The organism is Agromyces litoreus, assembly GCF_040496015.1.
Taxonomy (GTDB): Bacteria; Actinomycetota; Actinomycetes; order Actinomycetales; family Microbacteriaceae; genus Agromyces; species Agromyces litoreus.
Genome location: NZ_JBEPKA010000002.1, coordinates 143,329 through 163,485, shown reverse-complemented (window position 1 = coordinate 163,485; position 20,157 = coordinate 143,329). Strand labels below are relative to the sequence as shown.

At 69.6% G+C, this 20,157-nt stretch carries 29 protein-coding genes; 1 reads left to right on the top strand and 28 read right to left on the bottom strand.

Annotated features, from left to right (window positions below):
- Window positions 1–107: 107 nt before the first annotated feature.
- The 6 genes from ABME01_RS02380 to ABME01_RS02355 form a co-directional block, all read right to left on the bottom strand.
- The gene (locus ABME01_RS02380) at window positions 108–1,256 is read right to left on the bottom strand and encodes a mannitol-1-phosphate 5-dehydrogenase (RefSeq protein ID WP_353826754.1); all 1,149 of its coding nucleotides are present in this window, start codon (window positions 1,254–1,256) and stop codon (window positions 108–110) included.
- Window positions 1,253–1,693 carry a PTS mannitol transporter subunit IIA gene (locus ABME01_RS02375; protein WP_353826753.1) on the bottom strand — a complete coding sequence of 147 codons (441 nt, stop codon included), beginning with the start codon at window positions 1,691–1,693 and terminating at the stop codon, window positions 1,253–1,255. The genes ABME01_RS02380 and ABME01_RS02375 overlap by 4 nt, the downstream gene beginning before the upstream one ends.
- A gap of 163 nt (window positions 1,694–1,856) precedes the next feature.
- Entirely contained in the window at window positions 1,857–3,386 is a 1,530-nt protein-coding gene (locus tag ABME01_RS02370) for a PTS mannitol transporter subunit IIBC (protein WP_353826752.1), read from the bottom strand.
- Between the two features lie 18 nt (window positions 3,387–3,404).
- Window positions 3,405–5,087 (bottom strand): phosphoenolpyruvate--protein phosphotransferase, encoded by a 1,683-nt coding sequence (ptsP, locus tag ABME01_RS02365; RefSeq protein ID WP_353826751.1) that lies wholly within the window; start codon window positions 5,085–5,087, stop codon window positions 3,405–3,407.
- Between the two features lie 45 nt (window positions 5,088–5,132).
- A complete protein-coding gene (locus tag ABME01_RS02360) occupies window positions 5,133–5,399 on the bottom strand; it encodes an HPr family phosphocarrier protein (RefSeq protein WP_353826750.1) in 267 nt (88 codons plus the stop codon).
- A 94-nt stretch (window positions 5,400–5,493) separates the two neighbouring features.
- Complete coding sequence (locus ABME01_RS02355) at window positions 5,494–5,802, bottom strand: PTS sugar transporter subunit IIB (protein WP_353826749.1); 309 nt, start codon at window positions 5,800–5,802, stop codon at window positions 5,494–5,496.
- Window positions 5,803–6,030: 228 nt separating this feature from the next.
- Between ABME01_RS02355 and ABME01_RS02350 the strand changes: the two genes are divergently transcribed.
- Entirely contained in the window at window positions 6,031–7,944 is a 1,914-nt protein-coding gene (locus ABME01_RS02350) for a BglG family transcription antiterminator (RefSeq protein ID WP_353826748.1), read from the top strand.
- A gap of 14 nt (window positions 7,945–7,958) precedes the next feature.
- Here the strand turns inward: ABME01_RS02350 and ABME01_RS02345 are convergent, their stop codons facing one another.
- The 22 genes from ABME01_RS02345 to rpsJ all read right to left on the bottom strand — a co-directional run bounded on the left by ABME01_RS02345 (window position 7,959) and on the right by rpsJ (window position 19,699).
- Window positions 7,959–8,591 carry an adenylate kinase gene (locus ABME01_RS02345; protein WP_353826747.1) on the bottom strand — a complete coding sequence of 211 codons (633 nt, stop codon included), beginning with the start codon at window positions 8,589–8,591 and terminating at the stop codon, window positions 7,959–7,961.
- On the bottom strand, window positions 8,588–9,910 hold the full coding sequence (gene secY / locus ABME01_RS02340) for a preprotein translocase subunit SecY (RefSeq protein WP_353826746.1): 1,323 nt from the start codon (window positions 9,908–9,910) through the stop codon (window positions 8,588–8,590). The genes ABME01_RS02345 and secY overlap by 4 nt, the downstream gene beginning before the upstream one ends.
- A 117-nt stretch (window positions 9,911–10,027) precedes the next feature.
- Entirely contained in the window at window positions 10,028–10,735 is a 708-nt protein-coding gene (rplO, locus tag ABME01_RS02335) for a 50S ribosomal protein L15 (protein WP_353826745.1), read from the bottom strand.
- Window positions 10,735–10,917, bottom strand: coding sequence for a 50S ribosomal protein L30 (gene rpmD / locus ABME01_RS02330; protein ID WP_344378089.1), 183 nt, complete (start codon window positions 10,915–10,917; stop codon window positions 10,735–10,737). The genes rplO and rpmD overlap by 1 nt, the downstream gene beginning before the upstream one ends.
- Window positions 10,917–11,615 (bottom strand): 30S ribosomal protein S5, encoded by a 699-nt coding sequence (gene rpsE / locus ABME01_RS02325; protein ID WP_425546259.1) that lies wholly within the window; start codon window positions 11,613–11,615, stop codon window positions 10,917–10,919. Before rpsE ends, rpmD begins: the two co-directional genes overlap by 1 nt.
- A complete protein-coding gene (rplR, locus tag ABME01_RS02320) occupies window positions 11,612–11,971 on the bottom strand; it encodes a 50S ribosomal protein L18 (RefSeq protein ID WP_353826744.1) in 360 nt (119 codons plus the stop codon). The genes rpsE and rplR overlap by 4 nt, the downstream gene beginning before the upstream one ends.
- Window positions 11,972–11,973: 2 nt before the next feature.
- Window positions 11,974–12,510, bottom strand: coding sequence for a 50S ribosomal protein L6 (gene rplF, locus ABME01_RS02315; RefSeq protein ID WP_353826743.1), 537 nt, complete (start codon window positions 12,508–12,510; stop codon window positions 11,974–11,976).
- 4 nt (window positions 12,511–12,514) lie between these two features.
- Complete coding sequence (rpsH, locus tag ABME01_RS02310; protein WP_344378081.1) at window positions 12,515–12,913, bottom strand: 30S ribosomal protein S8; 399 nt, start codon at window positions 12,911–12,913, stop codon at window positions 12,515–12,517.
- A 161-nt stretch (window positions 12,914–13,074) separates the two neighbouring features.
- On the bottom strand, window positions 13,075–13,665 hold the full coding sequence (gene rplE, locus ABME01_RS02305; RefSeq protein ID WP_353826742.1) for a 50S ribosomal protein L5: 591 nt from the start codon (window positions 13,663–13,665) through the stop codon (window positions 13,075–13,077).
- Window positions 13,665–14,024, bottom strand: a complete 360-nt coding sequence (gene rplX, locus ABME01_RS02300) for a 50S ribosomal protein L24 (RefSeq protein WP_353826741.1) — start codon at window positions 14,022–14,024, stop codon at window positions 13,665–13,667. Before rplX ends, rplE begins: the two co-directional genes overlap by 1 nt.
- 3 nt (window positions 14,025–14,027) lie before the next feature.
- The gene (rplN, locus tag ABME01_RS02295; protein WP_353826740.1) at window positions 14,028–14,396 is read right to left on the bottom strand and encodes a 50S ribosomal protein L14; all 369 of its coding nucleotides are present in this window, start codon (window positions 14,394–14,396) and stop codon (window positions 14,028–14,030) included.
- Window positions 14,397–14,429: 33 nt separating this feature from the next.
- A complete protein-coding gene (gene rpsQ / locus ABME01_RS02290; protein WP_129233338.1) occupies window positions 14,430–14,732 on the bottom strand; it encodes a 30S ribosomal protein S17 in 303 nt (100 codons plus the stop codon).
- A 2-nt stretch (window positions 14,733–14,734) separates the two neighbouring features.
- A complete protein-coding gene (rpmC, locus tag ABME01_RS02285; protein ID WP_353826739.1) occupies window positions 14,735–15,052 on the bottom strand; it encodes a 50S ribosomal protein L29 in 318 nt (105 codons plus the stop codon).
- Window positions 15,052–15,471, bottom strand: coding sequence for a 50S ribosomal protein L16 (gene rplP / locus ABME01_RS02280; protein WP_353826738.1), 420 nt, complete (start codon window positions 15,469–15,471; stop codon window positions 15,052–15,054). The genes rpmC and rplP overlap by 1 nt, the downstream gene beginning before the upstream one ends.
- 2 nt (window positions 15,472–15,473) lie before the next feature.
- Window positions 15,474–16,220, bottom strand: coding sequence for a 30S ribosomal protein S3 (gene rpsC, locus ABME01_RS02275; protein ID WP_353826737.1), 747 nt, complete (start codon window positions 16,218–16,220; stop codon window positions 15,474–15,476).
- The gene (gene rplV / locus ABME01_RS02270; RefSeq protein WP_353826736.1) at window positions 16,220–16,585 is read right to left on the bottom strand and encodes a 50S ribosomal protein L22; all 366 of its coding nucleotides are present in this window, start codon (window positions 16,583–16,585) and stop codon (window positions 16,220–16,222) included. The genes rpsC and rplV overlap by 1 nt, the downstream gene beginning before the upstream one ends.
- A 25-nt stretch (window positions 16,586–16,610) precedes the next feature.
- Window positions 16,611–16,892, bottom strand: a complete 282-nt coding sequence (rpsS, locus tag ABME01_RS02265; protein WP_155052793.1) for a 30S ribosomal protein S19 — start codon at window positions 16,890–16,892, stop codon at window positions 16,611–16,613.
- A 12-nt stretch (window positions 16,893–16,904) separates the two neighbouring features.
- Window positions 16,905–17,744, bottom strand: coding sequence for a 50S ribosomal protein L2 (gene rplB, locus ABME01_RS02260; RefSeq protein WP_353826735.1), 840 nt, complete (start codon window positions 17,742–17,744; stop codon window positions 16,905–16,907).
- Between the two features lie 19 nt (window positions 17,745–17,763).
- Window positions 17,764–18,066: a 50S ribosomal protein L23 gene (rplW, locus tag ABME01_RS02255; protein WP_353826734.1), complete on the bottom strand. Its 303-nt coding sequence runs from the start codon at window positions 18,064–18,066 to the stop codon at window positions 17,764–17,766.
- Window positions 18,063–18,722, bottom strand: coding sequence for a 50S ribosomal protein L4 (gene rplD, locus ABME01_RS02250; RefSeq protein WP_353826733.1), 660 nt, complete (start codon window positions 18,720–18,722; stop codon window positions 18,063–18,065). Before rplD ends, rplW begins: the two co-directional genes overlap by 4 nt.
- A gap of 3 nt (window positions 18,723–18,725) precedes the next feature.
- Entirely contained in the window at window positions 18,726–19,382 is a 657-nt protein-coding gene (gene rplC / locus ABME01_RS02245) for a 50S ribosomal protein L3 (protein ID WP_353826732.1), read from the bottom strand.
- An 8-nt stretch (window positions 19,383–19,390) separates the two neighbouring features.
- The gene (rpsJ, locus tag ABME01_RS02240; RefSeq protein WP_106816553.1) at window positions 19,391–19,699 is read right to left on the bottom strand and encodes a 30S ribosomal protein S10; all 309 of its coding nucleotides are present in this window, start codon (window positions 19,697–19,699) and stop codon (window positions 19,391–19,393) included.
- Window positions 19,700–20,157 lie beyond the last annotated feature (458 nt).

Sequence of the window (20,157 nt, the reverse complement as noted above, 5' to 3'; positions counted from 1 at the left end):
ATGATGCACGCCCTCTGCGGAGCCCATCGGGCAGGCAGAAGCGGGCGTGCAAAACACCAAGGGTCAACTATAGGCGAATCGTCGCCGATTCGCCAGTCGGCCGCGTGTCAGCTTGCGAGGCGGCGCTCCACGACCGCCAGCAGCCGATCATGGAGCGGATGCCCCGGCTCGATGCCGCACACCTCCCGCACGATCGCGCCGGCGGGTTCGGTCGCGAGGCGCTCCTGGAGTTCGACGCTCTCCGGGTCGGACGGCACGTCGAACCCGAGCGCCGCCTCGACCGCGTCGAGCAGCGCGTCGACGGGCAGGCCGCGCTCGGCCAGTTCGGCGGCCGGCGCGATGAAGCGCTCGCGTCGCGAGAGCTTGCGCAGCGGCTGGCGACCCACGCGCTCGACGGTGTCGGGCAGGGCGTCGTTCCGGAACCGGCCGAGGATCACCTCGCGGTACTCCGCCATCTCGCCGGCGCCGAACCCGTGCTTGGCGACGATGAGCGCCGACGTCTCGTGCAGGACGGCCTCGACGCGCTCGGCCACCGACGGGTCCGCGAGCGCGTCGGCGATCCTCGCGTGGCCCGCGAGGAAGCCGAAGTACGCCGTGGAGGCGTGGCCGGTGTTCACCGTGAACAGCTTCCGCTCGATGTACGGCCCGAGCCGGTCGACGAAGTGCGCGCCCGGGATGACCGGCGGCGCGTCGCCGAACGGCGGTTCCTCGATCGCCCATTCGGAGAACGTCTCGACCGTGACGTCGAGGCCGGCGCCCTCGGGCTGGCCGGGCACGATGCGATCGACGGCGGTGTTGGCGAACACCGCCCGACGCTCGAGCTCGAGCCACTCGTCGGGGCCGGCCAGCCGCCGGGTCTCCTCGCGCAGCATGCTCGTCGCGTCGATCGCGTTCTCGCACGCCATCACGGCCAGCGGCGCCGCACCCGAGTCGCGGTCGCGCAGCGCCTGCAGCACGTGCGGCGCGATGAACTTGAGGATGTTCGGCCCGACGGCCGTGGTGAGGATGTCCGCGTCGGCGAGCTCGGCGGCCAGCGCCGCGGCGTCCGCCTGCGAGTTGACCGCCCGGTACCGGTCGACGACGAGGTCGCGTGCACCCGTGCCCACCTCGTGCACCGTGTACCGGTCGGATGCGGCGAGCGCGTCGATGAGCTCCGCATTGACGTCGGCGAAGACGAGCTCGTACCCCGCATCGTGCAGGAGCAGCCCGATGAAGCCGCGACCGATGTTGCCGGCGCCGAAGTGGACGGCCTTCACGAGTCGTTCACCTCGGACAGCGCCGCGGCGAGCTCCTCGGCGGAGCCGGCCGCGAGGAGCTTGCCGACCTCGTCCTCGTCGGAGAAGATCATCGCGATCTTCGACAGGATCTCGAGGTGCTCGTCGCCGAGGCCGGCGATGCCGACCACGAACCTGGTCGGCTCGCCGCCCCAGTCGATGGGCTCGTCGTAGCGGATGAACGAGAGCGCGGAGCGCACGATCTGGTCCTTGGCCTCGTTCGTGCCGTGCGGGATGGCGAGCCAGTTGCCCATGTAGGTCGAGACGCTCCCCTCGCGCTCGAGCATGGAGTCGACGTACGCGGGGCGGACGGCGCCGGCCTCGACGAGGATGGCGCCCGCGGCCCGGATCGCCTCCTCGCGGCTCGCCGATCCGGGGGCCAGGCGGACGTCGCCGGGCGACAGGATCTGGTCGGTCATGGGTGGTCCCTCTTCCTCATCGCTTCGTGGTGGTGGTCGGGAGTCCGGATGGAGCGTGCGCGGCGCGGCCGCCGCCGGGTCGGATGACGCGGGCGCCCGAGCCGCGACCGCCACGTTCGGTGGGGCCGCGTCTCGGGCGTCGCGTCATCCGCTCGGAAGGTCGTCAGCGGACGCCCTCGGATTCGAGCAGGTTCACGATCTCGTCGTACTTCGGCGAGTTCATGAAGTTCTCGACGGACATGTGCAGGGCGCTCGGGGACTGCAGCTTGGCGCGGTCCGTGAGGTCCTGGTGGGTGATCACGAGATCGACGTCGTCGCCCAGGTTCGCGATGGCCTTGTTGGTCACCGTGACACTGTCGATGCCGGCCTTCTTGATCTTGTTCCGCAGGACCGTCGCGCCCATCGCCGACGAACCCATGCCCGCATCGCAGGCGAACACGATCGTGTGGATCGGCTTGTGCTCGAACGCGGCGCGCTCGCCCTCGTCGATCAGGCCGGCGCCGGCCTCGACGCCCTCCTCCTGGAGCGAGCCGAGCACGCTGGACTGCTTGCCCTTGTTCGCCTCGGTCTGCGCCACGGCGGCCGAGAGGTCGCCGCCGCCGGTCTCGAGGTCGCGCTTGCGACTGGCCCGCAGGATGATCGCGGAGATGACGAACGACACCGTCGCCGCGAACACGACGGACAGGATCACGCCGACGTAGCTGTCGGACGCGGTCTGCAGCAGCACCGCGATGATCGATCCGGGTGCGGCGGGTGCGCGCAGGCCGGAGCCGAAGATCACGTTGGTGGCGACGCCCGTCATGCCGCCGGCGATCGCCGCGATGATCAGCAGCGGCTTCATCAGCACGTACGGGAAGTAGATCTCGTGGATGCCGCCGAAGAACTGGATGATGATCGCGCCGGGAGCGCTCGCGCGGGCGAGGCCGACGCCGAAGATCGCGAACGCGAGCAGGATGCCGAGTCCGGGACCGGGGTTCGCCTCGATGAGGAAGAGGATCGACTTGCCCTGCTCCTCCGACTGCTGCACGCCGAGCGGCGTGAACACGCCGTGGTTGATGGCGTTGTTCAGGAACAGCACCTTGCCGGGCTCGACCAGGATCGACACCAGCGGGAGCAGGCCCGCGAGGACGAGCCAGTTCACCGCGGCCTCGAGGCCGTTGCTGACCGCGGTCACGGCCGGCGCGAACGCGTAGAAGCCGACGAGAGCGAGCAGCATGCCGACGATGCCGGCGGAGAAGTTGTTGACCAGCATCTCGAAGCCGGCCTTGATCTTGCCCTCCCAGAGGCGGTCGACCTGCTTCATGACCCAGGCCGCGAGCGGGCCCATGATCATGGCGCCGATGAACATCGGGATGCCGGCGCCGACGATGACGCCGACGGTCGCGATGGTGCCCACGACGCCGCCTCGGGTGTCGTAGACCATCCGGCCGCCCATGTTGGCGATGAGCAGCGGCAGCAGGTAGGTGATCATCGGGCCGACCAGGCCGACGTTCTCCGTGCCGTCCGGGCTCGGGAAGCCGCCGATCTCCGGGATCGGGAAGGGCCCGACCTGGATGAACAGCGCGGTGATGAACCCCCAGGCGATGAATGCCGCGATGTTCGGCATGATCATGCCGCTGAGGAAGGTTCCGAAGCGCTGGACGGCGACTCGGGCTCCGCCCGGTCGCTTCGCCTCAGCTGACGTCGTCGTCATGATGCCTCCAGTGCTGGGTCACGGCACGTTCGTGCCGCTCGGGGTGGGTGCGGACTCGGCGGCCTCTTTCGCCGCCTGCTTCGCCTCGGCCGCTCCCTCTGCGGCCAGGGCTGCCCGGGCGATGCGCTCGGCATCCTCCCGGGTGTACCGCGCGAGGGAGGCGCGGACGTCTGCGAGTGCCGATGGCGACATCGACAGGGTGGTGGCTCCGAGGCCGACGAGCACCACCGCGAGCATCGGATCGGCGGCGGCCTCGCCGCAGATGCCCACCGGCTTGCCGAGCTCGGCGCCGGCGGCGCCGACCTCCGACACGAGCCGGAGCACGGCGGGGGCCCACGGGTCCTGCAGGTTCGCGACGGTGCCGAGCAGTCGGTCGGCGGCCATCGTGTACTGGGTGAGGTCGTTCGTGCCGATCGACGCGAAGTCGGCGACCGAGAGGATGCGGTCGGCGATGAGCGCCGCGGACGGCGTCTCGACCATCACGCCCGCCGTCTTGAGCCCGAGCTCGCGGCACAGCTGCGTGAAGTAGGCGGTCTCGTCGACGGTGGCGATCATGGGCGCCATGACCCAGAGATCGGCCTCGGTCGCGGCGTCGGCCGCGGCGAGCGCCGTGAGCTGCTCGCGCAGGATGACCTCGGCGTGCCGGAGGGCGCGGATGCCGCGCAGCCCGAGGGCGGGGTTCTCCTCGTCGGCGTCGTTCAGGAACGCCAGCGGCTTGTCGGCGCCGGCGTCGAGCACGCGCACGACCACCTTGCGTCCTGGGAAGGCCGCGAGCAGGCGCGTGTACTGCTCCTGCTGCTCGCCGACGCTCGGCGCCCGGTCGGCGTCGAGGAAGAGGAACTCGGTGCGGAAGAGCCCGACGCCCTCGGCCCCGAGCTCCACCGCGTTCGCCGCACCGTCGGCGGAGCCGAGGTTGGCCAGCAGCGGCACCGAGGTGCCGTCGGCCAGGGCCCCCGGCGTGATGGGCGCTGCGGCGCGAGCGGCTCGCTCCGCGATGCGCTCCTTCGCCGCGGCGACCTCGTCGGGTGACGGCGACTGGACGACGACGTCGTTCTCCGCGTCGACGATGACGGTGTCGCCGTCGGCGAGGCTCGCGGCATCCGCGGCGCCGACGATCGCGACGATCGACTTCTCGCGGGCGAGGATCGCGGTGTGCGAGGTCGGGCCGCCGTCGATGGTGACGAGGCCGAGCACCTGGCCGAGGTCGAGCAGGGCCGTGTCGGCCGGCGCGAGGTCTCGCGCCACCAGCACGAAAGGATGACCGGGGTTCGGCACGCCGGGCGCGGGCACCTTGAGCAGGTGCGCGACCACGCGCTGCGAGACGTCGTCCAGGTCGGCGGCGCGCTCCCCCATGTACCCGCCCATCGACGAGAGCAGGTCGCGGAACGCCGCGAACGCCTCGTAGACGGCGCGCTCGGCGGTCTTGCCCTCGGCGAGGCGCTTCACCACGTCCTCGATGAGCGTCGGGTCCTCGGCCATCATCGCCTGGGCCTCGAGCACGTCCTGGGCCGAGCCGCCGGCCTGGCGGCCCTTGCGCTGCAGCTCCTCGGCCACGACCGAGAGCGAGCCGCGTGCGCGGTCCTCCTCGCGGGCCGGGTCGAGGTGACTCGGTCGGTCGACGGGCTCCGGCAGTCGTTCCGCCATCCGCACGACCGGTCCGACGGCCACACCCTGGCCGATCCCGGTACCTCTGAACTCCATCACTCGCCCTCCCCGTTCGGTTGGATGGGCGACGGACGCCGCTCGCTATTCGTCGTGGTCGGTGCTGAGCAGCTCGACGAGCTCGTCGAGCACGCGCTGCTCCTCGCCGCCGTCGACCGCCACGGTGACCTCGTCGCCATGGTCGATCCCCTGCGCGATGACGGCGAGGATGCTCGCCGCGTTGACGGGCGCGGCGCCCGCCTTGGCGATCGTGACACTCGATCCCGACTGGGCTGCGGCCTGCGTGAACAGCTTGGCCGGCCTGGCGTGCAGTCCGTGGCTCGATCCGACTCGAACAGTGCGCTCCACCATGTCTCCGGCCTCCGTCGCTGGCGTCCGTTCCCGTGTTCACCATAGACCCGTGGGTTCGCGCAGGGAACGGGAGTGCGCGGGTTCGGCGTGTCGTTCACGATCGACCTCCCGTGAGGGCGATCGCGAGGTCGAGGGCGGCGTCGCCGTCGAGCACGCGGGTCTCGTCGGGCAGCACCGCGAGCGGCACGGATGCCGCGTCGGCGAGTTCCCGGAGCGAGGCGAGGTGCCCGCCGAGGTGGGTTCCCACGAGCAGCGCGTCGGCACCCTCGAGGGCGTCGGGGAGCGTCTGCTCCCCCGCGGCCCGCACGTCGGCGGCGACTCCGCGCGCCTCGGCGGCGCGACGGATGCGCAACGCGGCGAAGGTGCTCGATGCACCGGCGCCGCACACCACGACGATCCGCATCTTCGGCCTCCTCGCCGAGCTTCGCCCGGTCCTCTTCGATCGGTCACGGCGTCCGCCGCGAACTCCTCCGAGTGTCCTCCCGCCCGACGCGGAGCCGCCAACAGATCGACTTCCGCACCCCCGGAAGATTGGGCGCCGATGGCCCCCGAGCCGGCTCCCGCGATGGTTGACTGTCTGCCATCGCAACGCGGGCGATCGGACCCGCGGTCGGGCGGGAGGCGGACGCACGTGTCGGAGAAATGGGAACGCCTCGTCGAGGCGCTCGCGGAGGACGGGTGGGTCACCGCCGCTCGCCTCGCCGACCGGCTGGCCGTGACGCCCCGGACCATCCGAAGCTACGCGTCGCAGGCGAATGCGAGCGGCGAGACGGTCGTCGAGTCGGGCCCTGAGGGCTACCGCCTCGACCGCGGCGCGTGGGCGCGACTGCTGCACGCGCGCGGACAGGACGGCGAGGTCGGTCCGGAGGGGCGGCGCGCCCGGCTCATGCGCGACCTGCTCGATGCTCGCGACGGGCTGGACGTGCATGCCGTCGCCGCCGAGGCGTACCTGAGCGAATCGACGATCGAGGCCGACCTCGGACGCGTCCGCGCCCGGCTGAAGGGCAGCGGGCTCACCCTCGAGCGCGAGGGCAGCCGCGTGCGCCTGGTCGGTCCGGAGAGCGCGATGCGGCGCCTCGTCGGCACGCTGGTGCGCGACGAGGGGCGACGCGGCGTGCGCGACCTCTCGACGCTGCGCGCCGGCTTCCCGCGCATGGACGGCTTCCGGGCGGCGCTCATCGAGGGCCTACGCGCCGCCGACTACGCGCCGAACGAGTACGCGCTCGACGACGTGCTGCTGCACGTCGCGATCGCGCTCGACCGGGTCGGGCGCGACCACCTGCTGGTGGAGGGGTCGGATGCCGCGAGCGGCGAGGCCGGGCCCGAGACCGCGGAGTCCGGTGCTCCAGGATCGCCGGGCGAGACCGCCGCCACCGCGCCCGACCACGGTCTCGAGCCCATCGAGGCGCTGGTCGACGGCCTCGTCCGCGACGAGTACGGCGTGCGCCTGCCCCCGGCCGAGCTCCGGCACCTCGCTCGCCTGATCGGCACCCGGGCCGCCACGCCGCGCAGCGGCCCCGCGCGAGCGCAGGTCATCCGCAGCATCGTCGAGCGGATCTCACGCGACTGGCTCGTCGAGCTCGGGGACGAGGAGTTCATCGAGCGGCTCGCGTTGCACGTCGAGAACCTCGCCGCCCGGTCCGCCGAGCAGAGCTACTCCCGAAATCCGCTCACGGCGTCCATCAAGTCGTCGTACCCCCTGATCTACGACCTCGCCGTGTTCCTCGCGAGCGAGCTCGGGCGCCTCGAGGGCATCACCGTCAACGACGACGAGATCGCCTACCTCGCGATGCACCTGGGCGCGCAGCTCGAGCGCACGCGCGCCCGCGGGGACGTGCTCCGCCTCGCGGTCGACGTGCCGGGCTACCACGACACGCGGGAGCTGCTCGTGCAGCGGCTGCGCACCGCGCTCGGCGACGAGGTCGAGCTCTCCTTCGACGACCCGGCCGAGGCCGACCTGGTGGTCGGCGTCCTGCCGCCCACCTCGCCGATGCCGGCGGTCGTGACGGTCGCTCCCATCCCCACCGACGACGATGTCGAGCGGGTCCGTGCCGAGGTCGCGCGGCTGCGCCGCGGGCGGCGCCGCGCACGGCTCGCCCGTACCCTCGCCGACTCGATCGGAGCCGACCTGTTCGTGCGGGGCGTCGGCGGGCGCGACCGGGAGGGCGTGATCCGGCTGCTCGGCGACCGCATGATCGCCGCCGACGTGATCGACGAGGCCTACGTGCGAGGCGCGCTGGAGCGTGAGCGGATGTCGTCGACGGCGTTCACGGACCTGCTCGCCGTGCCGCACGCCATGACCATGACGGCCGCGCGGAGCGCGATCGCCATCGCGATCGACGAGCACCCCGTGCAGTGGGGCGACGCCCAGGTCCACGTCGTGGCGTTCATCGCCTTCGCGGAGCACGGCCGCGCCGAGTTCCAGCCGGTCTTCGACCAGTTCGTCGAGGCGTTCTCCGACCCCGAGAACGTGCGCCGCCTCGTGCGCGGCGCGACCGACTACCGGGGACTGCTCGCGGAGCTCTCCGGGATCATGGCGAGCTGAGTCGCCGGTCCGCCTTAGGCGGTCGCCGCGTCGCCCGCGCCGGCGGCGTCCGCCTCGAGCCCGCGCTCGGCGAGGGCCGAGAAGATCCGCTCGGTCACCTCGTCGAGTCCGCCGACGCCGTCGACGCGCACGACGATGCCCTGCTCGCGGTACACGTCGAGGATCGGCGCCGTCTCGCGCTCGTAGATCGCGAGGCGGTTCGCGATGACCTGCTCGGTGTCGTCGGTGCGACCCTGGTCGATCGCGCGCTGGCGGAGCCGTTCGATCGACTCCTCCTTCGGCACCACGAGTTCGATCACGGCGTCGAGGGACTCCTCGCGGCCCGACAGGAACGCCTCGAGGTCGTCGACCTGCCCGCGGTTGCGCGGGTACCCGTCGAGCAGGAACCCGCGCTCGGCGTCGGCCTGCTCGAGGCGGTCGCGGACGAGGGCGCTCGTGAGCTCGTCGGGGACGAGGTCGCCCGCCTCGATGATGGCCTGGACCTGCTTGCCGAGGTCGGTGCCGCCCTTGACGTTCTCGCGGAAGATGTCGCCCGTGGCCACCTGCGGCACGTCGAACGCCTCGGCGACGAGCACGCCCTGCGTGCCCTTGCCGGAGCCCTGCGGGCCGACGATCAGGAAGCGGGCGGAGGGGGCGGCGTGCGTCATCGGAGGAGTCCTTCGTAGTGGCGCTGCTGGAGCTGGGCGTCGATCTGCTTGACCGTCTCGAGGCCGACGCCGACGATGATCAGGATCGAGGCTCCGCCGAACGGGAAGTTCTGGTTCGCGCCGAACAGCGAGAACGCGAACAGCGGCAGCAGCGCGATGAGGCCGAGGTAGATCGAGCCGGGGAGCGTGATGCGGGTGAGCACGTAGTCGAGGTACTCCGCCGTCGGACGGCCGGCGCGGATGCCGGGGATGAACCCGCCGTACTTCTTCATGTTCTCGGCGACCTCGTCCGGGTTGAAGGTGATCGCCACGTAGAAGTAGGTGAAGCCGATGATGAGGAGGAGGTACACGGCCATGTACAGGCCGCTGTCGCCCGAGGTCAGGTTGTTCGTGACCCACACGACCCAGGCCGCGGGCTCCTCGCCGGCGGCGGGCTGGTTGAACTGGGCGATGAGGGCGGGCAGGTACAGCAGCGACGAGGCGAAGATGACGGGCACGACGCCGGCCATGTTCACCTTGATCGGGATGTAGGTGTTGTTGCCGCCGTAGGTCCGGCGCCCGACCATCCGCTTGGCGTACTGGACCGGGATGCGGCGCTGCGACTGCTCGACGAAGACGACGGCCACGACGACCAGCAGGCCGACCGCGAGCACGACCGCGAAGACGTCGAAGCCGCGCGAGATGGCGATCCCCCACAGCGAGCCGGGGAAGGTCGCGGCGATCGAGGTGAAGATGAGCAGCGACATGCCGTTGCCGACGCCGCGCTCGGTCACGAGCTCGCCGAGCCACATGATGAGGCCGGTGCCCGCGGTCATGGTGATGACCATGAGCAGGATCGCGTACCAGGCGTCGTTGGTGATGAGCTGCGAGCACGCCGGGTCGGAGTTGGCCGGGAAGAGCGCGCCGGAGCGGGCGACCGTGATCAGGGTCGTCGACTGGAGGACGGCCAGCGCGATCGTCAGGTAGCGGGTGTACTGCGTGAGGCGCGCCTGGCCCGCCTGGCCCTCCTTGTAGAGGGTCTCGAAGTGCGGGATGACCACACGCAGCAGCTGCGTGATGATCGACGCGGTGATGTACGGCATGATGCCGAGCGCGAAGATCGACAGCTGGAGCAGCGCGCCGCCGGAGAACAGGTTGACGAGCTCGTAGAGACCCGAGGCACCCTGGTTCGCCGCCAGGCACTGCTGCACGTTGCCGAAGTCCACGAACGGCGCCGGGATGAACGAGCCGAGGCGGAACAGGGCGATGATGCCCAGCGTGAAGCCGATCTTCCGGCGAAGATCGGGGGTGCGGAAGATCCGCCCGATGGCGTTGAACACTCGTCCTCCTGTTACTGACGCCGCAGTCAGCATGAATGCGGCTCGAGCCTGTCGAGACCCCCGTGAATCATACGCGAGGTCCCGACAGGCTCGAATTCCGTGTGTGGTGCAGTGGTCCTAGTTGACCGAGCCGCCGGCGGCGACGATCTTCTGCTCCGCCGAGCCGGAGACCTTGTCGACCGACACGTTGAGCTTGACCTGGATGTCGCCGTTGCCGAGCACCTTGACGCGCTCGTTCTTGCGAACGGCGCCCTTGGCCACCAGGTCGTCGACGGTCACGTCGCCGCCCTTGGGGTACAGCTCGGCGAGCTTGGCCAGGTTGACCACCTGGTACTCCACGCGGAACGGGTTCTTGAAGCCGCGCAGCTTCGGCGCACGCATGTGGTACGGAAGCTGGCCACCCTCGAAGCCGGGGCGCACGGTGTTGCGGGCCTTGGTGCCCTTCGTGCCGCGACCGGCGGTCTTGCCCTTCGAGCCCTCACCGCGACCCACGCGGGTGCGGTCCTTCTTGGCACCGGGCGCGGGGCGCAGGTGGTGCACCTTGAGGACCGGCTCGCGCACGACGTCCTCGGACGCCTTCTTGGCGGGGGCCTTCTTCGCCGGGGCCTTCTTGGCGGGGGCCTTCTCGGCCTTCGCGTCGTCGGACTTGGCGGCGGCGGCCTTGGCCGGGGCCTTCTTCTCGGCGGCGGCCTTGGCCGGCGCCTTCTTCTCGGCCGCGGCCTTCGCCGGGGCCTTCTTCTCGGCGGCGGGCTTCGCGGCCGCCTTCTTCGCCGGAGCCTTCTTCGGGGTCTCCTCGGCGACGGCGTCCTTCTTCTCGTCAGCCATCAGTCGATCTCCTCAACCTTCACGAGGTGGGCGACCGTGTTGACGTAGCCGCGCACCTGGGGGGTGTCCTCGCGCACGACGCTCTGGCCGATCTTCTTCAGACCGAGGCTGCGCAGCGTGTCGCGCTGGTTCTGCTTCTCGCTCACCTTGGACTTGATCTGGGTCACCTTGAGCTTGGCCATCAGGCACCTGCCTTCGCTGCGGCGGCGGCCTCGGCCGCCTGGGCCTCGGCACGCAGCAGACGGGCCGGCGCGACCTCGTCGTAGTCCAGGCCACGACGGGCGGCGACGGCGCGCGGCTCCTCGAGCTGCTTCAGCGCCTCGACGGTCGCGTGCACGATGTTGATGGTGTTCGACGAGCCGAGCGACTTGCTCAGCACGTCGTGGATGCCGGCGCACTCGAGCACGGCGCGGACCGGGCCACCGGCGATGACACCGGTACCGGGGCCGGCCGGGCGCAGCAGCACCACACCGGCGGCCGCCTCGCCCTGCACGGGGTGCGGGATCGACGAACCGACGCGCGGGACGCGGAAGAAGTTCTTCTTCGCCTCCTCGACGCCCTTCGAGATCGCCGTCGGCACCTCGCGGGCCTTGCCGTAGCCGACGCCGACGAGGCCGTTGCCGTCGCCCACGACGACGAGCGCCGTGAAGCTGAAGCGACGGCCGCCCTTGACGACCTTCGACACGCGGTTGATGGTGACCACGCGCTCGAGGAACTGGCTCTTCTCGGCGTCGCGGTCGCGGCGGTCGCGGCCCTGGCCGCGGTCGCGGCCGCCACGGCGGCCCTCGCGCTCGTTGCGCGGCGGCTCCGAGGAGGCTGCCGTCTCGACGGGTGCCTCAGCGGTGGTCACCTCGGTCTCCTTCTGGTTCTTCTCGCTCACAGGTTCAGCCCTGCCTCTCGCGCTCCGTCGGCGATCGCTGCGACACGACCGGCGTACTTGTTGCCGCCGCGGTCGAACACGACCGACTCGATGCCCGCCTGCTTGGCGCGCTCGGCGACGAGCTCGCCGACCTTCTTCGCCTTGGCGGTCTTGTCACCCTCGAACGCACGGAGGTCGGCCTCCATGGTCGAGGCGGATGCCACGGTGTGGCCCTTGCTGTCGTCCACGACCTGCACGAAGACGTGGCGGGCCGACCGCGTCACCACGAGACGGGGACGCTGCTCGGTGCCGACGATCTTCTTGCGAAGCCGGGTGTGGCGGCGCGTACGCGCAGCCGACTTGCTCTTGACGGCCATGATTACTTACCAGCCTTTCCGGCCTTGCGACGCACGACCTCGCCGGCGTAGCGGATGCCCTTGCCCTTGTAGGGCTCGGGCTTCTTGATCTTGCGGATGTTGGCGGCGGTCTCGCCCACGGCCTGCTTGTCGATGCCCGAGACGGTGAGCTTGTTGTTGCCCTCCACCGTCAGGGTGATGCCGTTCGGCGCCTCGACGGTGACCGGGTGCGAGAAGCCGAGCGCGAACTCGACCGAGGAGCCCTTCTGGGCGACGCGGTATCCGGTGCCGACGATCTCGAGGCCCTTGGAGTAGCCCTGGGTGACGCCGATGATGTTGTTGGCGATGAGGGTGCGCGTGAGGCCGTGCAGCGCGCGCGACGCGCGCTCGTCGTCGGGGCGGGTGACGAGGACCTGGCTGTCCTCGACCTTGACCTCGATGGGCTGGGCGACGGTGAGCGCCAGCTCGCCCTTCGGGCCCTTCACGGTGACGGCGCGGCCGTCGACCTTCACGTCGACCCCTGCCGGGATGTCGATGGGGAGTCGTCCGATTCGTGACATGGATCTACCACACGTAGGCGAGGACTTCCCCACCCACGCCCTTCTTCTCGGCCTGGCGGTCGGTGAGCAGACCGCTGGAAGTGGACAGGATCGCGACGCCGAGGCCGCCGAGCACCTTGGGGATCTCGGTCGACTTCGCGTACACGCGGAGGCCGGGCTTCGACACGCGCTTGATGCCCGCGATCGAACGCTCGCGGTTCGGGCCGAACTTCAGCTTCAGCGTGAGCGTCTTGCCGACGCGGGCGTCGGTGATCTCGAAGCCGGAGATGTAGCCCTCGGACTCGAGGATCTCGGCGATGTGGCCCTTGAGCTTGGAGTGCGGCATCGACACGGTGTCGTGGTGCGCCGAGTTCGCGTTGCGAAGGCGCGTCAGCATGTCAGCGACCGGGTCGGTCATCGTCATGACTATGTCTTCCTTACGTTCACCAGGTTTCAGGACCCGTTACACGGGGACTGACCTGTGGTGGTGGCGGCACGCGGTTGCGTGCCCCCGGATGTCCCGCCGGCCGGGCTCCGGACGTGTCCGGTGCCCGGCCCGCGCGGGGCACAAACTCGTAGAGTCTACTACGCGTTGTCGGTCGACTTGAACGGGAAGCCGAGCGCCTTGAGCAGCGCGCGACCCTCGTCGTCCGTCTTGGCGGTGGTCACCACGGTGATGTCCATGCCGCGGACGCGGTCGATCTTGTCCTGGTCGATCTCGTGGAACACGGACTGCTCCGTGAGACCGAAGGTGTAGTTGCCGGTGCCGTCGAACTGGCGGTCCGACAGTCCGCGGAAGTCGCGGATGCGGGGCAGCGCCAGCGAGAGCAGGCGGTCGAGGAACTCCCACATGCGGTCGCCGCGCAGCGTGACGTGCGCACCGATCGGCTGGCCCTCGCGCAGCTTGAACTGCGCGATGGACTTGCGGGCCTTCGTGACCTGCGGCTTCTGGCCGGTGATCTTGGTGAGATCGGCGATCGCACCGTCGATGACCTTGCCGTCGCGCGCGGCCTCGCCGACGCCCATGTTCACGACGATCTTCACGAGACCGGGAACCTGGTGCGGGTTGGCGTAGCCGTTCGCCTCGGTGAGGGTCTTCGTGATGTCGGTCTTGTACTTCTGCTTGAGGCGCGGCTGGATCTTGCCAGCCGGCGCGGCAGTCGTGGTGTCAGTCATTACAGGTCCTTACCTGACTTCTTCGCGTACCGGACGCGGACCGTCTTGGTGACGCCGTCCTTGGTGACGGTCTCGTTGCGGAAGCCGACGCGGGTCGGCTTCTTCGTCTCGGGGTCCACGATCGCGACGTTCGACACGTGGATCGGGGCCTCGTGGGTCTCGATGCCGCCGGTCTTCGAGCCGCGCTGCGTCTGGCCGACGCGCACGTGCTTCGTGACGTAGTTGACGCCCTCGACCACGACGCGGTTCTGGTCGACCAGGACCTCGATGACGCGACCCTGCTTGCCGCGGTCGCCGCCGCGGGCCTGGCTGCGGCCCGAGATGACCTCGACGAGGTCGCCCTTCTTGATCTTCGCCATGTCTTACAGCACCTCCGGCGCCAGCGAGATGATCTTCATGAACTTCTTGTCGCGGAGCTCCCGGCCGACCGGCCCGAAGATGCGGGTGCCACGGGGGTCACCGTCGTTCTTGAGGATCACCGCGGCGTTCTCGTCGAACTTGATGTAGGAGCCGTCGGGACGACGGGTCTCCTTCGCGGTGCGGACGACGACCGCCTTGACGACGTCGCCCTTCTTCACGTTGCCACCGGGGATGGCGTCCTTGACCGTGGCGACGATGACGTCGCCCAGGCCCGCGTACCGGCGGTTGGATCCGCCGAGGACGCGGATGGTGAGCAGCTCCTTGGCACCCGTGTTGTCGGCGACCTTGAGCCGGGATTCCTGCTGAATCACTTCGTACTCCTTCTGGGAAGCAAGCCCGGGGGCTTACTTGGCCTTCTCGACGATCTCGACCAGGCGCCAGCGCTTGGTGGCGCTGAGCGGGCGGGTCTCGGAGATCACGACGAGGTCGCCGATACCGGCGGTGTTCTGCTCGTCGTGCGCCTTGACCTTCGACGTACGGCGCATGACCTTGCCGTACAGCGGGTGCTTCACGCGGTCCTCGACCTCGACGACGATGGTCTTGTCCATCTTGTCGCTGACGACGTAGCCGCGACGGACCTTGCGGTAACCGCGGACGAGCTCGGCCGTCTCGGCGACCTCGGCCGCAGCCTTCTTGGTCTCAGCCATGATCAGGCCTCCTTCGTCTCGGCCTCGGCCGCCTCATCGGCGGCCTTGGCCTTCTTCGTCTTCTTCGCAGGCGCTGCGGGCGCCTCGACCGGCGCGGGCGTGGCACGGATGCCGAGCTCGCGCTCACGGATGACCGTGTAGATGCGGGCGATGTCGCGCTTCACGGCCTTGAGGCGGCCGTGGCTCTCGAGCTGACCCGTGGCGGCCTGGAAGCGGAGGTTGAACAGCTCCTCCTTGGCCTTCTTCAGCTCGTCGACGAGACGCTCGTCCTCGAAGGTGTCGAGCTCGACGATAGCGAGCTCCTTGGAACCGACGGCCATTATGCGTCGCCCTCCTCGCGCTTGATGATGCGTGCCTTGAGGGGCAGCTTGTGGATGGCACGGGTCATGGCCTCGCGAGCGAGTTCCTCGGAGACGCCCGAGACCTCGAAGAGGACTCGACCCGGCTTGACGTTGGCGACCCACCACTCGGGCGAACCCTTACCGGAACCCATGCGGGTCTCGGCGGGCTTCTTCGTGAGCGGACGGTCGGGGTAGATGTTGATCCACACCTTGCCGCCACGCTTGATGTGACGCGTCATGGCGATACGAGCGGACTCGATCTGACGGTTCGTCACGTAGGCGGGGCTCAGGGCCTGGATGCCGTACTCACCGAAGGCGACCTTGGTGCCACCGGTGGCCTGGCCGGAACGGCCGGGGTGGTGCTGCTTGCGGTACTTGACTCGACGGGGAATCAACATGGTTATGCCTCAACTCCTGCTGCGGCCGTCTCCTGCGCGCGCGGCGCGCGGCGACGGTCGTTACGGTCACGCGACGGCTTCTGGGCCGCCTGCTCGCGAGCGAGCTCCTTGTTGGTGATGTCGCCCTTGTAGATCCAGACCTTCACGCCGATGCGGCCGAAGGTGGTCTTGGCCTCGTAGAAGCCGTAGTCGATGTTCGCGCGGAGGGTGTGCAGCGGCACGCGACCCTCGCGGTAGAACTCCGACCGGCTCATCTCGGCGCCGCCGAGACGGCCCGACACCTGGATCCGGACGCCCTTGGCGCCGGCGCGCTGCGCGCCCTGCAGGCCCTTGCGCATCGCGCGGCGGAAGGCCACGCGGGCGGAGAGCTGCTCGGCGATGCCCTGCGCGACGAGCTGGGCGTCGGCCTCGGGGTTCTTCACCTCGAGGATGTTGAGCTGGATCTGCTTGCCGGTGAGCTTCTCGAGGTCGGCGCGGATGCGCTCGGCCTCGGCGCCGCGGCGGCCGATGACGATGCCCGGGCGCGCCGTGTGGATGTCCACGCGGACGCGGTCACGGGTGCGCTCGATCTCGATGCGCGAGACACCCGCGCGGTCGAGCGACGTCTGGAGCAGGCGCCGGATCTTGACGTCCTCGGCGAGGTAGTCGGCGTAACGCTGTCCGGGCTTCTTCGAGTCGGAGAACCACCGCGACACGTGGTCGGTGGTGATGCCGAGACGGAAGCCGTACGGGTTGACCTTCTGACCCATTACTTCGTACCCTCCTCGGGCGTGGCGAGCACAACGGTGATGTGGCTCGTTCGCTTGTTGATGCGGAAGGCACGGCCCTGCGCGCGCGGCTGGAATCGCTTGAGGGTCGTGCCCTCGTCGACGAACGCCGTCTTCACGTAGAGGTCCTGCTCGTCCAGGTAGGTGTTCGAGGCATCGGCCTTGACGCGAGCGTTCGCGATGGCCGAGGCGACGAGCTTGTACACCGGCTCGCTCGCACCCTGGGGCGCGAACTTCAGGATGGCGAGCGCCTCCTGAGCCTGCTTGCCGCGGATCAGGTTGACGACGCGGCGAGCCTTCATGGGGGTGACGCGGATGTGTCGCACGCGGGCGATCGACTCCACCATTTCTTCCTCCTTCACACCACCGCGGTCAGCGGCGGCGGCCCTTCTTGTCGTCCTTCACGTGTCCACGGAAGGTGCGGGTGGGCGCGAACTCTCCGAGCTTGTGCCCGACCATGGTCTCGGTGACGAACACCGGGATGTGCTTGCGGCCGTCGTGCACGGCGATCGTGTGCCCGAGCATGGCGGGGACGATCATCGAGCGACGCGACCAGGTCTTGATGACGTTCTTGCTGCCGGCTTCGTTCTGCGAGGCGACCTTGCGGAGCAGGTGCTCGTCGACGAAGGGGCCCTTCTTGAGGCTGCGAGGCATCTTCCTGAACTCCTACTTGCGCTTCTTGCCGGCGGTACGGCGGCGGACGATGAGCTTGTCGCTCTCCTTGTTGGGGCGACGGGTGCGACCCTCGGGCTGGCCCCAGGGGCTCACCGGGTGACGACCACCGGAGGTCTTGCCCTCACCACCACCGTGCGGGTGGTCGATCGGGTTCATCGCGACACCGCGGACGGTCGGGCGCACGCCCTTCCAGCGCTTGCGGCCGGCCTTGCCCCAGTTGATGTTCGACTGCTCGGCGTTGCCGACCTCGCCGACGGTCGCGCGGCAGCGCGCGTCGACGTTGCGGATCTCACCCGAGGGCAGGCGCAGCTGCGCGTAGGGGCCGTCCTTCGCCACGAGGCGCACGGAGGCGCCGGCCGAGCGGGCCATCTTCGCGCCGCCGCCGGGGCGGAGCTCGATGGCGTGGATGACCGTACCGGTCGGGATGTTGCGCAGCGGCAGGTTGTTGCCCGGCTTGATGTCGGCGCCGGGGCCCGACTCGATCCGGTCGCCCTGCTTGAGCTTGTCGGGGGCGATGATGTAGCGCTTGGTGCCGTCCACGAAGTGCAGCAGCGCGATGCGCGCGGTGCGGTTCGGGTCGTACTCGATGTGCGCGACCTTGGCGGGCACGCCGTCCTTGTCGTTGCGACGGAAGTCGATGACGCGGTACTGGCGCTTGTGGCCGCCGCCGACGTGGCGGGTGGTGATGCGGCCCTGGTTGTTGCGGCCGCCGCTCTTCGAGAGCGGGCGGAGCAGCGACTTCTCGGGCGTCGAGCGCGTGACCTCTGCGAAGTCGGCGACCGACGAACCGCGACGACCCGGGGTCGTGGGCTTGTACTTGCGAATAGCCATGGTGGGTTTCCTCTGCTCCTTAGCCGACAGCCGTGAAGATGTCGATCGAGCCGGACTTGAGGGTGACGATCGCGCGCTTGGTGTCCTTGCGCTTGCCGGTGCCGAAGCGCGTGCGACGCGTCTTGCCCTGACGGTTGAGGGTGTTGATCGAGGCGACCTTGACGTTGAAGATCTTCTCGATGGCGAGCTTGATCTCGGTCTTGTTCGCGCGGGGGTCCACGGTGAACGTGTACTTGCCCTCGTCGATCAGGTTGTAGCTCTTCTCCGAGACCACCGGCGCGATGATGATGTCGCGGGGGTCCTTGTTGTGGGCGGCGCTCATGCGGAGACCTCTTCCTTCTTGGCCTGCTTCGCGGCGATGAACGCCTCGAGCGCGGCCTGGCTGAAGACGATGTCGTCGGCGACGAGCACGTCGTAAGCGTTCAGCTGGTCGACCGGCAGCACGTGCACGGTCGGGATGTTGCGCACGACCCGCTCCGAGAGCTCGTCCTCGCGGGTGAGCACGACGAGCTGGTGCTTCGAGGCCGCGAGCGAGCCGAGGAGCTTGACGGCGTCCTTGGTCTTCGGGGCGTCGCCGTTCGCGAGCGAGGTGACCGCGTGGAGGCGGCCGCCGCGGGCGCGGTCCGAGAGGGCGCCGAGCAGGGCCGCGGCGATCATCTTCTTGGGGGTGCGCTGCGAGTAGTCGCGCGGCTGCGGGCCGTGGACGACGCCACCGCCGGTCATGTGCGGCGCGCGGATCGAGCCCTGGCGGGCGCGGCCCGTGCCCTTCTGCTTGAAGGGCTTGCGGCCGGCGCCGGAGACCTCGCCGCGACGCTTGGTCTTGTGCGTGCCCTGGCGCGCAGCGGCGAGCTGGGCGACGACGACCTGGTGGATCAGCGGCACGTTCGTCTGCACGTCGAAGAGCTCGGCGGGCAGCTCGATCGAGCCGGACTTCTTGCCGGTGACGTCGAGGACGTCGATGGTGTTGGCGGTAGCCATGGACTACGCCCCCTTCACAGCGTTGCGGACGAACACGAGACGGCCGCGAGCACCGGGAACCGCGCCCTTGACGAGCAGCAGGCCCTTCTCGGCGTCGACGGCGTGCACGCGGAGGTTCAGGACGGTGACGCGCTCGCCACCCATGCGGCCGGCCATGCGCATGCCCTTGAAGACACGGCTCGGGGTCGACGAGGCGCCGATCGAACCGGGCTTGCGGTGGTTGCGGTGCGCACCGTGCGAGGCGGAGACGCCCGCGAAGTTGTGGCGCTTCATGACACCGGCGAAGCCCTTGCCCTTCGACGTCCCGACGACGTCGACCAGCTGGCCGGCCTCGAAGGTGCCGTCGACGGTGAGCTCCTGGCCGAGCGCGTAGTCCGCGGCGTCGGCGGTGCGCACCTCGGTGACGTGGCGGCGCGGCGTGACGCCGGCAGCCTCGAAGTGGCCGGTGAGCGGCTTGGTGACCTTGCGCGGGTCGATGCCGCCGGCGGCGATCTGGACGGCCGAGTAGCCGTCGCGCTCCGGGGTGCGGAGCTGGGTGACCACGTTGGGGGCGATCTCGATGACGGTGACCGGGATGAGCTTGTTGTTCTCGTCCCACACCTGGGTCATGCCGAGCTTGGTGCCGAGCAGGCCCTTCACGTTCTTGGCAGTGGTGGACATGTCGTACCTCAGAGCTTGATCTCGATGTTGACGTCGGCCGGAAGGTCGAGACGCATGAGCGAGTCGACGGCCTTGGGCGTCGGGTCCACGATGTCGATCAGGCGCTTGTGGGTGCGCATCTCGAAGTGCTCGCGGCTGTCCTTGTACTTGTGGGGCGAACGGATCACGGCGATCACGTTCTTCTCGGTCGGAAGCGGCACGGGGCCGACGACCGTGGCGCCCGCGCGGGTCACCGTGTCGACGATCTTGCGCGCCGAGCTGTCGATGACCTCGTGGTCATACGACTTCAGTCGAATGCGGATCTTCTGTCCCGCCATTGCTGACTCTCTCTCTGTCAAGGCGTCTTACCCCTTCCGAGGGCATCGGACGCCGCGTAGTCGCTTCGTGTGAAGCACCACTGTTCTTCTGTCAAAGGCCGGTGATCGAGCCTGTCGAAACCACCCCGCGGCGCGGTGACCTCGACACGCTCGACCTTCGAGCCCCAACCGACCCCCGCGCTCGGGCGTGTCGCACTCGCGGAAACGGGCATGGGCTTCTGCACGCAGGCGGACGCCATGCTCGGATCAAGGGTGTCGGTTGTCGTGTCCTGCTGCCCGCGGCCTAGCCTGACCCGTGGTCCTCCGAGGAGTTCCGGTGGCTATGCACTGCCTGGCAGTGATCCGATCGGCGCGCACCACGGCACGCCGTTCGAAATGTTGAACTCAAAGAGTTTGCCATACTGCATCGGGTCGGTGCAACCCGGGCGTGTCGCGCCGAGCAGGCTCACCGCATCCTC

Excerpts from the sequence above, each read along its gene's own strand:
- ABME01_RS02375 (WP_353826753.1), bottom strand. The coding sequence starts at position 1,693 with ATGACCGACCAGATCCTGTCGCCCGGCGACGTCCGCCTGGCCCCCGGA.
- ABME01_RS02370 (WP_353826752.1), bottom strand. The coding sequence starts at position 3,386 with ATGACGACGACGTCAGCTGAGGCGAAGCGACCGGGCGGAGCCCGAGTC.
- ptsP (WP_353826751.1), bottom strand. The coding sequence starts at position 5,087 with ATGGAGTTCAGAGGTACCGGGATCGGCCAGGGTGTGGCCGTCGGACCG.
- ABME01_RS02360 (WP_353826750.1), bottom strand. The coding sequence starts at position 5,399 with ATGGTGGAGCGCACTGTTCGAGTCGGATCGAGCCACGGACTGCACGCC.
- ABME01_RS02355 (WP_353826749.1), bottom strand. The coding sequence starts at position 5,802 with ATGCGGATCGTCGTGGTGTGCGGCGCCGGTGCATCGAGCACCTTCGCC.
- ABME01_RS02345 (WP_353826747.1), bottom strand. The coding sequence starts at position 8,591 with ATGACGCACGCCGCCCCCTCCGCCCGCTTCCTGATCGTCGGCCCGCAG.
- rplO (WP_353826745.1), bottom strand. The coding sequence starts at position 10,735 with ATGGCTGACGAGAAGAAGGACGCCGTCGCCGAGGAGACCCCGAAGAAG.
- rpmD (WP_344378089.1), bottom strand. The coding sequence starts at position 10,917 with ATGGCCAAGCTCAAGGTGACCCAGATCAAGTCCAAGGTGAGCGAGAAG.
- rplR (WP_353826744.1), bottom strand. The coding sequence starts at position 11,971 with ATGGCCGTCAAGAGCAAGTCGGCTGCGCGTACGCGCCGCCACACCCGG.
- rplF (WP_353826743.1), bottom strand. The coding sequence starts at position 12,510 with ATGTCACGAATCGGACGACTCCCCATCGACATCCCGGCAGGGGTCGAC.
- rpsH (WP_344378081.1), bottom strand. The coding sequence starts at position 12,913 with ATGACGATGACCGACCCGGTCGCTGACATGCTGACGCGCCTTCGCAAC.
- rplE (WP_353826742.1), bottom strand. The coding sequence starts at position 13,665 with ATGACTGACACCACGACTGCCGCGCCGGCTGGCAAGATCCAGCCGCGC.
- rplX (WP_353826741.1), bottom strand. The coding sequence starts at position 14,024 with ATGGCGAAGATCAAGAAGGGCGACCTCGTCGAGGTCATCTCGGGCCGC.
- rpsQ (WP_129233338.1), bottom strand. The coding sequence starts at position 14,732 with ATGGCTGAGACCAAGAAGGCTGCGGCCGAGGTCGCCGAGACGGCCGAG.
- rpmC (WP_353826739.1), bottom strand. The coding sequence starts at position 15,052 with ATGGCCGTCGGTTCCAAGGAGCTCGCTATCGTCGAGCTCGACACCTTC.
- rplP (WP_353826738.1), bottom strand. The coding sequence starts at position 15,471 with ATGTTGATTCCCCGTCGAGTCAAGTACCGCAAGCAGCACCACCCCGGC.
- rpsC (WP_353826737.1), bottom strand. The coding sequence starts at position 16,220 with ATGGGTCAGAAGGTCAACCCGTACGGCTTCCGTCTCGGCATCACCACC.
- rplV (WP_353826736.1), bottom strand. The coding sequence starts at position 16,585 with ATGGTGGAGTCGATCGCCCGCGTGCGACACATCCGCGTCACCCCCATG.
- rpsS (WP_155052793.1), bottom strand. The coding sequence starts at position 16,892 with ATGCCTCGCAGCCTCAAGAAGGGCCCCTTCGTCGACGAGCACCTGCTC.
- rplB (WP_353826735.1), bottom strand. The coding sequence starts at position 17,744 with ATGGCTATTCGCAAGTACAAGCCCACGACCCCGGGTCGTCGCGGTTCG.
- rplW (WP_353826734.1), bottom strand. The coding sequence starts at position 18,066 with ATGAGCGCCGCCCACAACAAGGACCCCCGCGACATCATCATCGCGCCG.
- rplD (WP_353826733.1), bottom strand. The coding sequence starts at position 18,722 with ATGGCTACCGCCAACACCATCGACGTCCTCGACGTCACCGGCAAGAAG.
- rplC (WP_353826732.1), bottom strand. The coding sequence starts at position 19,382 with ATGTCCACCACTGCCAAGAACGTGAAGGGCCTGCTCGGCACCAAGCTC.
- rpsJ (WP_106816553.1), bottom strand. The coding sequence starts at position 19,699 with ATGGCGGGACAGAAGATCCGCATTCGACTGAAGTCGTATGACCACGAG.